At 59.9% G+C, this 13928-nt stretch carries 16 protein-coding genes; 4 read left to right on the forward strand and 12 right to left on the reverse strand.

Going from position 1 to position 13928, the window contains the following annotated elements; translation table 11 throughout:
- Window position 1: 1 nt before the first annotated feature.
- Genes DXY02_RS09910 through DXY02_RS09920 form a run of 3 tightly spaced genes read right to left on the reverse strand, consistent with a single transcriptional unit; the run spans window position 2 to window position 2763 of the window.
- Window positions 2–289, reverse strand: coding sequence for a hypothetical protein (locus DXY02_RS09910; protein ID WP_114989168.1), 288 nt, complete (start codon window positions 287–289; stop codon window positions 2–4).
- Window positions 286–2271 (reverse strand): excinuclease ABC subunit UvrC, encoded by a 1986-nt coding sequence (gene uvrC / locus DXY02_RS09915; RefSeq protein WP_114989169.1) that lies wholly within the window; start codon window positions 2269–2271, stop codon window positions 286–288. The genes DXY02_RS09910 and uvrC overlap by 4 nt, the downstream gene beginning before the upstream one ends.
- Before the next feature lie 9 nt (window positions 2272–2280).
- On the reverse strand, window positions 2281–2763 hold the full coding sequence (locus DXY02_RS09920) for a flavin reductase family protein (protein WP_114989216.1): 483 nt from the start codon (window positions 2761–2763) through the stop codon (window positions 2281–2283).
- Window positions 2764–2832: 69 nt separating this feature from the next.
- Here DXY02_RS09920 and coaD point away from each other — a divergent pair, with 69 nt between their 5' ends.
- Both coaD and DXY02_RS09930 read left to right on the forward strand, forming a co-directional pair.
- Window positions 2833–3324, forward strand: a complete 492-nt coding sequence (gene coaD, locus DXY02_RS09925) for a pantetheine-phosphate adenylyltransferase (protein ID WP_114989170.1) — start codon at window positions 2833–2835, stop codon at window positions 3322–3324.
- A gap of 1 nt (window position 3325) precedes the next feature.
- Window positions 3326–4345, forward strand: a complete 1020-nt coding sequence (locus DXY02_RS09930) for a hypothetical protein (protein ID WP_114989217.1) — start codon at window positions 3326–3328, stop codon at window positions 4343–4345.
- On the opposite strand, the gene dacB is transcribed toward DXY02_RS09930, so the two are convergent.
- From dacB to DXY02_RS09965, 8 genes are all read right to left on the reverse strand, one after another.
- Window positions 4290–5597, reverse strand: coding sequence for a D-alanyl-D-alanine carboxypeptidase/D-alanyl-D-alanine-endopeptidase (gene dacB, locus DXY02_RS09935; RefSeq protein WP_114989171.1), 1308 nt, complete (start codon window positions 5595–5597; stop codon window positions 4290–4292). The two genes, DXY02_RS09930 and dacB, sit on opposite strands and share 56 nt — an antisense overlap.
- Window positions 5594–6100, reverse strand: coding sequence for a DUF4330 domain-containing protein (locus DXY02_RS09940; RefSeq protein ID WP_114989172.1), 507 nt, complete (start codon window positions 6098–6100; stop codon window positions 5594–5596). The genes dacB and DXY02_RS09940 overlap by 4 nt, the downstream gene beginning before the upstream one ends.
- A gap of 62 nt (window positions 6101–6162) precedes the next feature.
- Entirely contained in the window at window positions 6163–6879 is a 717-nt protein-coding gene (locus DXY02_RS09945; RefSeq protein WP_114989173.1) for a DUF1995 family protein, read from the reverse strand.
- A gap of 12 nt (window positions 6880–6891) precedes the next feature.
- A complete protein-coding gene (locus DXY02_RS09950) occupies window positions 6892–8064 on the reverse strand; it encodes a cysteine desulfurase family protein (protein WP_114989174.1) in 1173 nt (390 codons plus the stop codon).
- Window positions 8051–9133: a diaminopimelate epimerase gene (dapF, locus tag DXY02_RS09955; protein ID WP_114989175.1), complete on the reverse strand. Its 1083-nt coding sequence runs from the start codon at window positions 9131–9133 to the stop codon at window positions 8051–8053. Before dapF ends, DXY02_RS09950 begins: the two co-directional genes overlap by 14 nt.
- Window positions 9134–9420: 287 nt before the next feature.
- A complete protein-coding gene (locus tag DXY02_RS13105) occupies window positions 9421–9552 on the reverse strand; it encodes a hypothetical protein (protein WP_256377317.1) in 132 nt (43 codons plus the stop codon).
- Between the two features lie 6 nt (window positions 9553–9558).
- Window positions 9559–9759: a hypothetical protein gene (locus DXY02_RS09960; RefSeq protein ID WP_114989176.1), complete on the reverse strand. Its 201-nt coding sequence runs from the start codon at window positions 9757–9759 to the stop codon at window positions 9559–9561.
- A gap of 529 nt (window positions 9760–10288) precedes the next feature.
- A complete protein-coding gene (locus DXY02_RS09965) occupies window positions 10289–10552 on the reverse strand; it encodes a DUF3104 domain-containing protein (RefSeq protein ID WP_114989177.1) in 264 nt (87 codons plus the stop codon).
- A 651-nt stretch (window positions 10553–11203) separates the two neighbouring features.
- Between DXY02_RS09965 and DXY02_RS09975 the strand changes: the two genes are divergently transcribed.
- Complete coding sequence (locus DXY02_RS09975) at window positions 11204–11452, forward strand: DUF3104 domain-containing protein (RefSeq protein WP_114989179.1); 249 nt, start codon at window positions 11204–11206, stop codon at window positions 11450–11452.
- Between the two features lie 1436 nt (window positions 11453–12888).
- Here DXY02_RS09975 and DXY02_RS09990 read toward each other — a convergent pair.
- On the reverse strand, window positions 12889–13083 hold the full coding sequence (locus DXY02_RS09990; protein WP_114989182.1) for a hypothetical protein: 195 nt from the start codon (window positions 13081–13083) through the stop codon (window positions 12889–12891).
- Between the two features lie 379 nt (window positions 13084–13462).
- Between DXY02_RS09990 and DXY02_RS09995 the strand changes: the two genes are divergently transcribed.
- The gene (locus DXY02_RS09995; RefSeq protein ID WP_114989183.1) at window positions 13463–13807 is read left to right on the forward strand and encodes a thermonuclease family protein; all 345 of its coding nucleotides are present in this window, start codon (window positions 13463–13465) and stop codon (window positions 13805–13807) included.
- Window positions 13808–13928 lie beyond the last annotated feature (121 nt).

Here is a 13928-nt window from a genome sequence, read left to right on the forward strand (position 1 = left end):
GTCAGCTGTCCTCTCCAGCAAGACGGCAGGCGCGTCGACCCAGGGCGGTGGCATAGGCGCGATCCACGGGTCCGGCCATGGGGCTCAACTGACCAGCCCGGCAATTCATCACCACTTTTTCGCGATGGCCCTGCTGATCGTTGAGCCGCAGCACCAGCTGCCAGTGGTTCTTGGCGCTGCGGGTGATGCCGTCAGCACACACAGGCCCCGTGCACAGCCCGGGAGACGCCCAGACCGGAGTGGCAAGAAGAAACACTCCTGCCAGAGCCATGCAGAGATGACGGATCATGCGGAGAGTTCCTGAGGCTGCTCTTCTAAAGCAGCCCTGGCATCAGCGTCGGTTCCATCGTCGGAAGGATGGAAGAAATCGTGGATGTCGCGGGCCAGAGCCGGGCCGACGCCAGGGGCCTTGGACAGGGTCTCAACCGACGCCAGCTGGATGGCATCAATCGAATGGAAGTGGGCCAAGAGATCCTTGACCCGCTTGGGCCCAACCCCAGGGATGTCAGAGAGACGTGAACGCTTCATCCGCTCACCACGCTGCTGGCGATGGAAGCTGACAGCGAAACGATGGGCTTCGTCGCGAAGGCGGCGAAGGAGAACAACCCCGAGCTGATCCGGTTCACTCTCCAGCGGCTGGCTTTCACCAGGAAGAAACACCTCCTCGCGCTGCTTGGCGAGAGAGCAGACGTTGAGATCTTCGTGCAGATCAAGCTCGCGCAAAGCCTCCATCACGGCAGAGAGCTGGCCCTTGCCGCCGTCGATCATCACCACATCGGGCCAGTCGTTGAGGCCGTCGGTCTGCAGAGCGCTGCCACCTTTGTGACGCAGGGCACCCACATCCATCCCTTCCGCCTTTGCCCGGGCCCAGCGCCGAAAACGACGGCGCATGATTTCCGCCATGGCCATGAAGTCGTCGCTGTGGCCAGCGCGGATGCTGCTGCTGCGGATCTTGTACTTGCGGTAGTGCTGCTTGGCGGGCAGCCCGTCGATGAACACCACCTGGGAGGCCACGGCATCGCTGCCCTGGATGTGACTGATGTCGTAGCCCTCGATCCGCCGCGGCGGGGTGGGCAACTCCAGCAGTTGCGCCAGATCCTCCGTGGCCAACGACTGCTTCTCCTGACCTTGCTTGGCGCGGAGCAACTCAAACTCCGCGTTGCGCTGCACCAGTTCAATCAGGTCGGCTTTCTGCTGGCGCTGCGGGCAGTGGATCTGCACCCGACGCTCGCGCTGTTCCGAGAGCCAATCCTCCATCAGTTTCTGCTGGGGCAGAGCGTGCTGCACCAACAACTCGGGGGGCACCTCAACGGAATCCACCTGGCTGTAGTGCTCTTCAATCACCCGTTGCAGGATCAACCCAGGTTCCAGACCTGAGGCGTCAGCTGTGTAGCCAAGACGTCCCACCAGCTTCCCGGCGCGCATCTGAAACAGCTGCACGGCCGCCAAACGTTCATCGAAGGCAAGGGCCAGCACATCGCGACTTACCGAGGAATCCGGCAGGCTCATCTTCTGATCAGCAGTGAGCTGATCCAGCCCCTGAAGTTGATCGCGAACCCGGGCCGCCGACTCGTAGTCCATTCGCTCGGCATACCGCTCCATCTGCTCCTGAAGCAGCTGCTGCAGTTCATCGCTGCGGCCCTGAAACACCATCGCCACCTTGCGCAGGGTGCGGTGATAGTCCTCCGAGCTGATTTTTTCCTGGCAGACCCCCGGACAGCGCCCGATGCTGTAGTTGAGGCAAGTGCGATCGGGGTACATCGGCCGGGGGCGTTGCCGCAGCGGGAACACCCGCTTCACCAGGAACAGGGTGCGGCGCAGCAGACCCACATCGACATAGGGCCCGTAAAAGCGATCCAGGGGGCTGCGGAAGCGACGGCGACGGGTGATGAAAATCCGCGGGTAGGCCTCACTCCAGGTGATGCAGAGGTAGGGGTATTTCTTGTCGTCCTTCAGCAGCACATTGAAGTGCGGCTGATGGTTTTTGATCAGGTTCGACTCGAGAACGAGGGCCTCAGCCTCGCTGTCGGTGACGATGAACTCAATCTCACAGACCTGGCGTGTCATCAGCCGGATCCGTGGCGACAGGTCATGCCGACTACGGAAATAGCTGCGCACGCGGCTCCGCAACGCCTTCGACTTACCGACGTAGAGGATCCGGTCGTCGCCGTCCCGCATCAGATAGCAACCCGGCTCAGCGGGGATCTCCTTGAGCCGGCGTTCAAGACGCTCGGGCTGCGTCAGCAGCGGTGCACCGGAGGCGGCATCCACCAGGCCCGCTCAGCCGCCGTAATTCCAGCCGGTGCTGGCCAGGTTCAGGGCCTCGCCATCGGCGATCAGGCGCGCCGTTTTCACTTCGCCCACAAAAACGGTGTGGTCACCATGCTTGATCGATCCCACGAGTTCGCACTCCACACCACCGACGGCATCGGTGAGCAGGGGAAGACCAAGTTCGCCCTCCTCGAAGGGTGCCGCTTCAAAGCGACCACCGAGCGCCTTCTGGGGCTTGAAGAACACGGCTGCCAGATCTTTCTGATCGGCCCGCAGCACGTTGAGAGAGAACTTGCCGGTGGCCTCGATGATGGCGTGACTGCTGCTGTCAGCCCGAACACCCATCACCACCAAGGGCGGTTCGAACGATCCCTGGGTCACCCAGCTGGCCGTGAATCCGTTGACCTCATCACCGTTGCGAACGCCGCAGATGAAGAGCCCATGGGGGATCTTGCGAAGCAGGACCTTCTTGGCGTTGGCGTCGAGGCTCATGGCACGGATGCGTTGATTGAAATCTAAACAGCGATCCACTGCATAGGATCCGCCCATCGCTGATTCCCGATGCGGGCGCTCTACCCCGGCAGTTTCGACCCTCTCACCAATGGCCATATGGACCTGATCGAGCGGGCGGTGAGCCTGTTTGGAGAGGTGGTTGTCGCGGTGCTCAGCAATCCGAGCAAACGACCCGCGTTCAGTGTCGAAGAGCGGATCGAACAGATCCGCACGGCGACACGCCACCTCTCCGGCGTTGAGGTGATCAGTTTCGATGGCCTCACCGTGAACTGTGCCGTCACCCATCGCGCCGACCTGATCCTGAGGGGCCTGCGAGCGATGAGTGACTTCGAATACGAACTGCAGATCGCCCACACCAACCGCTCCTTGGCAGACGATCTGGAAACTGTGTTCATGGCCACGACGGCCCGCCACAGCTTCCTCAGCAGCTCGGTGGTGAAGGAAGTGGCCCGCTTCGGTGGATCGATCGACCACATGGTTCCGCCAGAGGTGGCGAAGGACCTCAACAGGCTCTTTAATTCAACTTTCCATGCCAGCTGAGATGAACGACGTCCGGTTCTCCGTTCTCGATCAACTCGATCAGCTGGAGGAAGTTGTGCTGGAGGGCAGTCGGCTGCCCTTCACAGGCGGACGTCTGGTCAACGAAACGGATGCCGTCGAGCTGCTGGATGCCGTCCGCGATGAATTGCCGAAGGAGCTGGAACGGGCCGCCAAACTGCTGGATCGCCGGGACGAGTTCATCAATACCGCCCGCAGGAACGCCGAGGAGATCGTTGAACAGGCCCAGCGTCAGCGCGAGCAGCTGGTGAACAACGTTGCCATCCGCCAGGAAGCGGAACGGCAGGTGAATGAGATGCGTGAGCAAGCCCGCCAGCAGTGTGAGCAGTTGCTCCAAAAAACGCGCGAGCAGGGGGCGAAGTTGGAGCAGGAGATGCAAAGCAAACTGGCCCAGTTGGAACAGCAGTTCGCCTCACGCCGCCAGCAGCTGGAGCAGGAAGCACTGGAGCGTCGCCAGCAGCTGGATCAAGAAGCGATTGAGCTGAAGCGTCAACACGCTGAACGACTCGACGCCAGCCGCCAACAAGCGCAGCAGCAAATCCAACAGATCGAGGCCAACGCAGCGGAACTCAAGCGCCATCATGCTGAGCAGCACGAAGCCAATCGACAGCAGGCGCTGCAGGACCTGGAGACGATTCGCCGTGAAGCCCTACGTCTGCAGAAGGAAGGCCGGGATGAGGCCGAGCGAATTCACAACGACGCGCTGCAGTTCCGCCAGCAGACCCAACAGCAGTGCGAGTCGCTGATCCAACGCAGCCGCCAGGAAGCAGCCGGCGTTCAGGACGGGGCCAACCGTTACGCCGAGCAGACCCTGGGGGAGCTGGAGGTTCGCCTCAAGGAAATGGCCCAGGTGGTCATGGCCGGCCGTCAGGAGCTCTCCAAGATTCAGACGATCCGCTCTGCGGCCCCTGGCGCCAACGCTGGCGACGACAGCAAAACCGTTCCGTTCAGTCGGGCTCAGCGGGCAGCGTCACGGCTGCGATCCATGCGGGGCAACGGCTGATCCGCTGGCTGGCCAGCAGGATCTGGCCCATCACGGAGTTGGGTGCATAGGACCCGTTGGCAATCATGCTCACGTAACGCGGTCCATTAGCGGTTTCAAGAATGCCGGAGATCGAACGAACTCCTCTGAGGGTGCCGGTCTTTCCCCAGAAGCGACCCACAAGTGGTGTGCCCCAGAAGTAGTTGCGCAGCGTTCCCCTCTGGCCTGCAATCGCCATCGAGGCCTGGTAGTAAGCCGCCAGGGGGTGTTGCGCCATGCGCCACAGCAGCACAGACAGGGAACGGCTGGTGAGACGGTTGCCCCGTGAGAGTCCGCTGCCGTCCCGCAGCCGAAGTCCCGTCATCGGGATGCCCTGGGCTTGCAACCAGCGGGTGGTGGCGATGGACGCACGGTTCACATCCCAAACGTCCGCCGCTTCACGCATCAGCACCTCAGCGGTGAAATTGTGGCTCTCCGTGTTGGCCAGGCTGAGCAAGGCGTGCATCGGCGCGGAATCCTCGCTGTGCAGGACAACACTCGCTCGCCAGTTCCGCGCAAGGGCCGCCTCTCGGGTCCGCTGATCAACCATCTGCAGGCGGATCTGTCCCCCTTGCTGCTGCACGGTGGAGTTAAGGATCCGCTGCAGCCGTGCCGCTGGATCCATCACCGCCATGTGCAGGGCGTTGCTGGTGAGGGCAAGGCGGGTGATCGGTGCGCCGTAGGCGTAGGAGCGATCCGCAGGATCCCAATCGGCAGGCCACCAGAGTTGACGCGGTTCCTCCCGCACCATCAGCTGAACCGGCGCAGAGGCGGAGCTGGAGGTGCTGCTGGAGCCGCCCTGGCCGAGGGCCACCATGGCGAACTTTTGGATCTCGGCAATGCTGAGGTCGGGATCGCCCTCCCCCACGATCTCCAGTGATCCATCGGGATGACGCAACAGCTGCGTCTTCAGACGGAAGTCGGGGCCGAGGCGATCCAGGGCAAAGGCCGTGCTGACCAGTTTCTGATTCGATGCAGGAATCCGGGGGATCCCCCCGTTGAGATCAGCCAGTAGCTGACCCCGTTGATCAACAACGCTGACGCTCCAAAGCCGCTCTTCCGTGCCCACCGCTGATTCCAGGGCCGTCTGCAGGGCCGGGCACAGTGCACCGCCGCTGAGCATGGCCTGGCCCTGACGCTGCACCACCGGAGGTGGTGCCAACAGTGGAGGCGCTGCCCTAACGGGCAACTGGGGCGCCAGCACCAGCAGGGAGACCAGGGCAGAGCGAATCACAGAGGCATCACTCCGCTCACGACACCGTTCAAGCGGTAGAAGCGACCCTCCAGCTCAACGGGCACACCCACCTTGAGCTTGGTGCCACCGATCACAACACCGGAGGGTTTGATCTCAGCCTGGGCCTCCATCACAAACCGGGCATGGCGGGGTAGAGCCGTGGCGGGGGCATCGGCGAGCACCACCGAACCATCGTGCTGCACCGCCGTCAGGGAATTGGTGACGTCATCCACCGACACCAGGCTCACCCGTCCGGCCGGTTGATTGCGAATCACGATATTGAGGGCTGCTTCCTCCCGAACTGAATTCAGCAGCTGCTCGGGATCAGCGCTGTACAGCTGCACCACATCAACGCTCACCTGCACAGGTTTCACAGCACCAGTGGCCTTGGCGACCGCATTCGAGAGCTTGGGGGACCAGACAACCCCGGCCAGAGCGGCCAAGGCGACGACTCCAGCCACGGCATCGATGGGTGAAAGGGATCGAAGCCTGTTGAGCACCATCGAAGGGGAGCCTGGGCTTGAACCTTAAGGAGGGTCTGAGCCTGCATCAAGCCAGAGGCGGCTCAATTGCGCAGACCATCAAGGAAGCGGTCGACACCGGACAGCTGCTGCTTGATGCTGTCGGGATCTTCACCGGCCAGAAGCGCTGCTGTGGTGTCGGGATCCGGACGTTCGGGGAGCACCTCCAGTTGCCGGTAACCATCGGGATCCTGGCGATAGAGACGCCAGTCATCAGGGAAGCAGCGCATCAACGCCCCTCCCTCCAGGGGCTGGAGCCAGTAGGCCTGCTGCCAGCTGGCCACGAAACCCTTTCGGCGCTCCCGGGCCACGCTGCCGATGCCGACGGCGGCGTCTTCGAGACGACCATTCAGCATCAGAACCACTCCTGCGTGGTTCTCACACAAGGCCTGGAACTCCTCGTAATCCGCAGGGGAGGGGTTCACCGCAAGCAGAAGGCGGGAGTCGGGAACATCGCTTTCCGCCCGTTTGAGCTGATTGAAATCAAGGATCACCTCCTTGAGGTCCTCCGCATCCCGCCGGGCCAGGGCGGCAGCACCGGCATCGGGCCAAACCATCAACAGATCCTGACCGGCAGCGATCAGTGCTCGGGCCAGCCGCACCGCCACCGGAAGCAGGCGAAGACCTTCAAAACGGAGACTTGCGGCCCAGCGTTGACCGTCGCCGGATCCAACGGCCGCCAGGGCGGCTTGCAACATGGCCTCCTCAGCGGCAAGCAGATCCGCGGGGAGGGCGAGACAGGAAGCATCGGATTTAGTCATCGCCAAAGCATGTCAGGAAAATGCCTCGAGCACGGATGCAAAACGGCCGGGAACGGCGTCGAGATCCTGATCCGACAACCAGGAGCCAAGGGTCAACCGCAGGCCCGACTGACGTTCAGGCCCGGGAATGCCCATGGCCGTGAGCACAGCACTGTCGGCACTGCTGCCACTGCTGCAGGCACTGCCGCTGCTGCAGGCCACCCCCGCCGCCGCCAGCCGTCGCACCAGATCGCGTCCGGGCAGCGGCTGTCCACCAATGGTTTTGGCCAACAACGCGATGTGATGGGGCAGACGCTGACCAGGAGAAGGGCCGCAGAGCTGAAGCTGGGGTAGCTCCAGCAGGCGTTCGAGCAGTTGATCCCGTTGACGACGGATCTGGGTTGAACTGCCCGGTGGAACGTGCTGGCTGACGGGGTCAAAGCTGGGAAGGGCCATCAGGGCTTCGGCCATGCCACCCACCAACGCAACAGGTTCGGTACCGGAGCGCAGGCCGTGCTCCTGTCCACCGCCGCCCTGGAGCGGTGAAAGGTCCACACCCGGGGCCCGAATCAACAGGCCCACGCCCCGGGGGCCACGGAACTTGTGGGCGGAGAGGGTCAGCAGATCAACGCCGAGCCGGTCGAAGGCGAAGCAACCCTGGGGCACAAGCTGGGTGGCATCGCTATGGATGAGGATGCCGCGCTCGCGGCAGGCCCGAGCGATCGTGCTGATGGGTTGCAGTGCACCCACCTCGCCCTGGGCTGCGATCAGGGAAACCAATCGGGTTGGAGCGGACAACAACCGATCGAGCTGATCGAGCCGCACAACGCCCTGGCCATCAACGGGCCATTCGGCAATGCTCCAGCCCAGGGCTTCGAGTTGGTGCGCTGCAGCGACCACCGCCGGATGCTCCACCGCAGAAATCACCAACCGTCCCGGGACAAGACCAGCGGCACTGCCGAGCAAGGCAAGGTGCACGGATTCCGTCGCCCCTGAGGTGACGATCAACTGGTCAGGATTGACAGCGAAGCGCTCGGCGATGCGCCAGCGGGCCCGCTCCAAAGCTTCCGCTGCTGCCAACCCAACCCCATGGAGGCTGCTGGGGTTCGCCCAGGCCGTCTGCTGCATCTTCTGCATCACCGCGATCACCGCCGGCAGGAGCGGTGTCGTGGCAGCAGCATCCAGATAGAGCTCAGGGCGTTCCACGCTCGAACCGTGCCTTGGTGCGCTGCTCCAGGGACTCACTGGCGAGATTGAGCATCGAGTCCAAGGAGGTGTTGCTCAGAAATTTCTGCACCTGCTCCAGGGCGGCCGCTTCGTCCTCTGGACTCGCTGCTGGCGTGTCATCTGTGGTGGCTGAGGGATTGGTCATGTCCTGGTTGATAGAAATGTCCTGGGGTTCCACAGCAAACAGTCCAGGCACCAACTCCGGCGTCAGCACCCCGTCAAACACCGCTTCGGCGGGTCCCGTCATCAGCACGGAACCGGTGCGATCACGCCACTCAATCATCAGCGGACCGCCGGGCAGCACCACCTCGGCGCAGTCATCGGCGAGCCCCAGCAGCACCGCCGCCACAAGGGTGGCGCAGGCACCGGTGCCGCAGGCCAATGTCGGGCCAGCACCTCGTTCCCAGACCCGGATCTCCAGCCGCTCACGGCTGTGCACCTGGAGGAAATGAACGTTGGTCTTGGCCGGGAAGGCCGGATGGACCTCCAGAGCAGCACCCCAGGCATCAAAGGGAATGCTGGCCAGGTCGTCGACGGGCACCACCACATGGGGATTGCCCATGCCAACGGCCGCCACCTTCAGTTGTTCTCCCTCCAGCAGCAGCACCCCCTGCGGCAGGCCGTCTTCGGGCATCAGGGTTGTGGGGATGCCCTCGGAGGTGAGGAAAGGGGGGCCCATGTCCACCCGCAACTGGCCATCGGCCATTAGTTCAGGGCGAATCATTCCCGCCAGGGTTTCGATGTCCCAGCGGCGGCCTGGGGCATCACCGTCGGTGTCGGCCAGGTAGCGGGCCAGGCAGCGAATGCCGTTGCCACACATTTCGGCCTCACTGCCATCGGCATTGAGAATCCGCATCCGCAGTTCTCCCTCCGCCTGAGGAGGCAGCGCCAGGATCAGGCCATCGCCACCAACGCCGAAGCGCCGATCACAGATGCGCCGCACCCAGGCGGGATCAGGATTGCTGATGGCATCGGGCAGTTGTCCCTGCCGGCCTTCAACGATCAGGAAGTCGTTGCCAAGTCCCTGATATTTACTGAACTGAAGCATTTGTTGATATAGCTGGGATTGGGGCGGTTTTGAGCGGTTGGTATCCGGCGCTTTTGGCCTTCAACAGATGGCGTGAATCGATTTCACGCATACCGGCTGTCGACTCGACCGCGCCGCTCAATCCGGTGGTGCATTCAGTTTAAAAAACCTTTGATACCAACCCTTCTGACCTTCCATACCAACTGATAGCTAAGAACGCAGCCAAGCACTGGTTCTGCAGCAGTTCCGGCAGGAGTGCTGCACGCAGTCTGTAGAACGCCCAAAGTGTTCGACGTCTGGTCGATAAATCAGCTGTCGTCGTCGCTCTTGTCTTCCGGCAACTCGGTGGATGCAGACGTCTTCTCCTTACTGCTGAAGATCACCTTTGCAATAACAAAGGCAATTGCAATGGCGCCCAGCAGAAAGCCAAGAAGCTCCATCGCTGATCAAGCTTCGATTTCAGCCTTCTCGTCAGCTTTATGAGGAACCTCGGTGGAGGTTTGCTCAGCTGTCTCGGCGTTGTGGTGACAGGCGTTGGCGCCGCCAACGAAAACCAGCACAGCCATGACCGCGGCGATCACCACCGCGGCACGGACGCGCAGGACGCCGTACGAAGCACTGATGTCAGCCGTGTTCAGGTGTTTCATGCCGGTGAAGCTAACGGCGTTTTGAACCAATAAGCGGGTCTTTTGATACAGGTCGGCTCAGACCCTTGAAACGGCCACCGTTATCGACGGATGAGAGATCGCTCTGAGAAGCCAAGAGACGTCTCGTCAGTAGTAGGCGATACCACTGAACAGACGTTCACGGAAGAATTTCCGGAAACTAAAACCTGTCCAAAAAGTCGCTGCAAAACCCGTCGCTAGCCCCCATATTTGGGATCCAGGCGGCAAACACGTATTACGTGGCACTGTCTAGGCAGCACCGGGAGAGCGACCTGGTGGCTGGCAGAAATAGCTCCCTTTGCATGAGCGATTGCCAGGGGGAGCTTTCTGCGCTCTTCAGATCTCTGAAAAGAGTTAGTGCATTTGCTACGAGCCCATGTATCGCAGCGAGCTTGTTCATGCGGATACCGCATCGCTCGGGGAGAACAGCGTTCTCCTCGCGGTTCCGTCGCCCCACATCTTTGATTCGGTGAAGGCTGTTGGAAGTCAGCTCCGCCGATAGAAGGGGCTGTTAGGCCGCCACTGGTTCGTGGATTCTGGGGACGATATGGGTCACCAGATCGGCCTTGATCCAACGGATCACACCGGAATCAACGTTTGCCACTTGAAAGAGGGTCGGGACCTTGGTGTTCCTTGCTCCACCTCCGACAAAAACAACATCACCCATCCACCAGTCACCGTTCTCTTCAACGATCACGGTCATCCCTGCTTTGACGTGCAGGAACAGTGGGTCGCGGTCAGGCCGTGCTGTGACGACCGAATGATCAACCGACATTCCACTTCTCTCGACGCGCCTCACTAGGTAAGCAGTAGTACAGGTGAACTGCAATGAGTAAAACCGACGATTGAGGTTCGGTTGACCCTCGCTAAAGCGAGCAGCTTTACCTGTCGCAACCCGCTTCGTTAAGCCACCCAAGGATATGTAACAAGCTGAACTTTTTGTCTCGGTTGAGCCAAACAGGACTCGATTTGCTGCCTATTCCTAAAGGGAGCAGGGATGCAGAGCATGAAAGCGACAAAACTCACCGCCGCCCCGCAGGGCTTTGAGTACTACAGGGTTTGCGACCAGGAAGGCGTCTGCCGCGTGGTCAGAGGCATGTGGGCAGCCAAGGAGCTCATAGAGGACAGGCCTGACCTGACCGCCACTAGGACAAAGCTCTACCCAGCGGATTGGAGTTAAAGCCCTGAATCCGAAGACATGACAGAGCAGCTCTGGAAGGAGTTGCACCACTTGGGCTGGCAGCAAATGGAACGTTGCTGGAGAGCTTCTGCCGAGCCCTAGAGCGAAGGGGTACCGGGGGAGGTTTGCGTCCGTGCCTATACGCAAAAGAGGTTCAGAAATTTCTGTCGGAATTCGAGCCTCAGATTCACTTCCTGGACTCCGCGCCTACTCCTGTACTAATACACTTGTACTAGCTTGAGGAATGTGTCGGTTGATCATGCAAGCGCCGTTGCAGCGCCCAAGTCGGATCCCGTTTTCCTGCACGTCAAACCAGGCATGACCGTGATCGTCACTGACACGGAAGGTGCCTGGCGGATGGCTGATGTCATCTGGCTCGATGGCGGTGCCAGAAACCCAAAGGTTCCAACGCTGTTCCAGGTGGCTGATGTCGACACCGGCGTCATCAACTGGATAAACGCCGACCTTGTAACGCACATCGTTCCAAGGGTCTGAACTCCTGCCATCCTTGGGGGATGGGAAAAAAATCCAACAACTCGCTCGTTCTCTGGCATAAGTCATTCATCAAACGGATCAGGCAGCGGTTTGGTCTGAGCAAGTACCAAATGCTTTGGCTCACCTTTGGCAAAGGTCTAGTGATTGGTTATGTCCTGGCGTTCCTGCTTCACAGCTGAATTCGCTGCCATCCTTGGCGCATGAGGAGAACCCCTAACAGCAAGGACTGGAGGATTCTCAAGACCGTGTTGCTTGCGGTTGCCTTCCCTCCAGCATTGCTTGTGTCGCTGTCCTTGATTGGCGTGATCGTCCAAGCACTCAGAAGCCTTCTCTATGACCTGAATTGGCTACCCGCTTGGACCTTTGGGGTGATCACCCTTCCGCTAATGCTTCTTGGGTTTGCATTGCCGGTCGTTGGGGTTGTTTGGCTCATGCTCAAGATCTGGAAGCGCAAGCCCCCTCGCATAACTGAGGGCAAGGGCTGAAACCGTTGCCATGCTTGGCGCATGACCAAGCCCTGGAAGATCGTCGGAGCTGATCGTGAGTGATTTCTTCTCTCATTGGCTTATCCCAATCGCAATGTGCTCTCTCGGTGGGTTGTGGATCGCCAAATGGAATGCCAGTCGGACTAATTCGTGGTGGGTTGTCTGGATCCAAGGAGCAACCCTGAGCCTTGCTTTAGCGGGATGGACAGCAATGACTCACTCCCAACCCGCATGCGTTGCTTACCACCCAGATCCAATGGTTGGAGGATGTGTTGAATACGAGAGCGAGGCTCCCTCTTATTCCGCCGAAACAGCCGCTCAAGGCGTCTTTTTCCGTACTGCTAGCGGCGGGACAATTGGGTTGATGTTCCTTGGGCTTGACCTTCGGAAAAGAGGGATCTCAATAAAGGACTATGAGGGTGACTAGTAGCTAACCACTGATCTAACGCTGACCTTCATATGAGATCAGGTCATCGGCGATTACGAAGTCGCTTCTTCAACCAAAAGAATGGTCCAGACATGGATTTGAGAACACCAGTGAAAGCAAAAGATGCCAAACACATAATTAGTGCAAGCAAGGCGTACTCTCTTGAGAGAAAAGACATAACCATCCAGCAACCTGGAAGGGAAATCATGAGCCAAAACATGACAGAAATAAGCCCCTTAATGCCAGCGTCTCGAAGCGAGAGGTACATGCACCCAGCAATCCATATCAGAGCGAGGAATCTTCCGATATCTATAAGACTGACATTGGTTCTTGCCGCGAGCACGAAGCAAAGAATGCTTCCGAAACCACTCCCCAGGTTCCAAAGAAGACTGGACTCCAAAGAGGTAACTTCTCCATCAGAGGACATGACACAGAAGCTGTTGACTAGTTTTTAGAGGTCCTTGACTGCAGCCGCCACCAACTTGTGTTCTTGAATGGCCGGCAAAGCTCACTCTGGCTGACGCTCAAGCAATCCCCATCATTGGAGCGAGCCACTCGGCATGAAGTGCTGCGAGCACTGACATGTCGAAGGCATGCACCGCTGGGTTGGTCTTGTCTGCCACCCAAAGCAGTCCAAAGGGTGCGTTGATCGCCAGCTGAAGCCGCCACCGCCAGGTGATGACCTTCCAAGCCTTTACAAGGATCGGGTTCTTGATCACGGCTGAGCTGGACCCAAGGTCCGTGGACCCTATCCAGCTATGCGCCCATATCGCTGATCAACCCATCTTTCTCTTCTGTCATCCCTGTGCTGATAGATGAGGCAGCAGGTCGATCCTTCGCCTCCGCACCGCCAAGGATGCAAGTGCCGCCAAGGACACCCAAAGACAGAGCCGCCGTCGCTCAGCGGACTCATCATCCGGCCAACTCAGAGCTCAAACGGAGAGCAGCTCCCAATACCCAGGCGCTGAGGACCACGACAAGCAAGACGTAGAGAGACCGAATAGACAGCGGATGCTTAGCAGTGTCCACCTCTGATAAAGGATCCAATGGTCCTTGTCGAGGTGACCCACTCATCGGTCACACCCAGGAACATCACTGATGCTCTTTGCTGCTCTTGCATCCGTTGTGATCGCCTCCTGCTACGACGGTGATACCTGCACCACCACAACAGGAGAACGGGTTCGACTGGCTTGCATCGACACCCCTGAACTAGTTGGCAAGAGAGCTGAGCCGGAGCCAGCCAAAGCTGCTCGAGACCACCTGACAAATCTTGTGGCGGGCAAGAAGGTTCGAATCCGACGGATCACCGAAGACCGCTACGGACGAACCGTGGCAGAGCTGTTCCTTCGACAGACGAACGTGCAGCAAGAGATGGTCGCCAGTGGTCACGCAGAGATCTACTGGAGATATGCCGATCAATGTCCGTGGACAGAAGGGCAGTAGTCGGCAGCGCGGATGAGACTTCTCATAAGCAAGCCACCCGAAGATTCCCGCAGATTCCATGGCTGAGGCAATGCGCCTTAATGCCGATGACTTTGTGCCCTCAAGGCACAAAAATATGGTC

It is taken from the genome of Synechococcus sp. N19, assembly GCF_900474045.1.
In the GTDB taxonomy this organism is placed as follows: Bacteria; Cyanobacteriota; Cyanobacteriia; order PCC-6307; family Cyanobiaceae; genus Parasynechococcus.

Excerpts from the sequence above, each read along its gene's own strand:
- coaD (WP_114989170.1), top strand. The coding sequence starts at position 2,833 with ATGCGGGCGCTCTACCCCGGCAGTTTCGACCCTCTCACCAATGGCCAT.
- DXY02_RS09940 (WP_114989172.1), bottom strand. The coding sequence starts at position 6,100 with ATGGTGCTCAACAGGCTTCGATCCCTTTCACCCATCGATGCCGTGGCT.
- DXY02_RS13105 (WP_256377317.1), bottom strand. The coding sequence starts at position 9,552 with ATGGAGCTTCTTGGCTTTCTGCTGGGCGCCATTGCAATTGCCTTTGTT.
- DXY02_RS09920 (WP_114989216.1), bottom strand. The coding sequence starts at position 2,763 with ATGAGCCTCGACGCCAACGCCAAGAAGGTCCTGCTTCGCAAGATCCCC.
- DXY02_RS09945 (WP_114989173.1), bottom strand. The coding sequence starts at position 6,879 with ATGACTAAATCCGATGCTTCCTGTCTCGCCCTCCCCGCGGATCTGCTT.
- DXY02_RS09930 (WP_114989217.1), top strand. The coding sequence starts at position 3,326 with ATGAACGACGTCCGGTTCTCCGTTCTCGATCAACTCGATCAGCTGGAG.
- dapF (WP_114989175.1), bottom strand. The coding sequence starts at position 9,133 with ATGCTTCAGTTCAGTAAATATCAGGGACTTGGCAACGACTTCCTGATC.
- DXY02_RS09960 (WP_114989176.1), bottom strand. The coding sequence starts at position 9,759 with ATGAAACACCTGAACACGGCTGACATCAGTGCTTCGTACGGCGTCCTG.
- DXY02_RS09965 (WP_114989177.1), bottom strand. The coding sequence starts at position 10,552 with ATGTCGGTTGATCATTCGGTCGTCACAGCACGGCCTGACCGCGACCCA.
- DXY02_RS09910 (WP_114989168.1), bottom strand. The coding sequence starts at position 289 with ATGATCCGTCATCTCTGCATGGCTCTGGCAGGAGTGTTTCTTCTTGCC.
- DXY02_RS09995 (WP_114989183.1), top strand. The coding sequence starts at position 13,463 with ATGCTCTTTGCTGCTCTTGCATCCGTTGTGATCGCCTCCTGCTACGAC.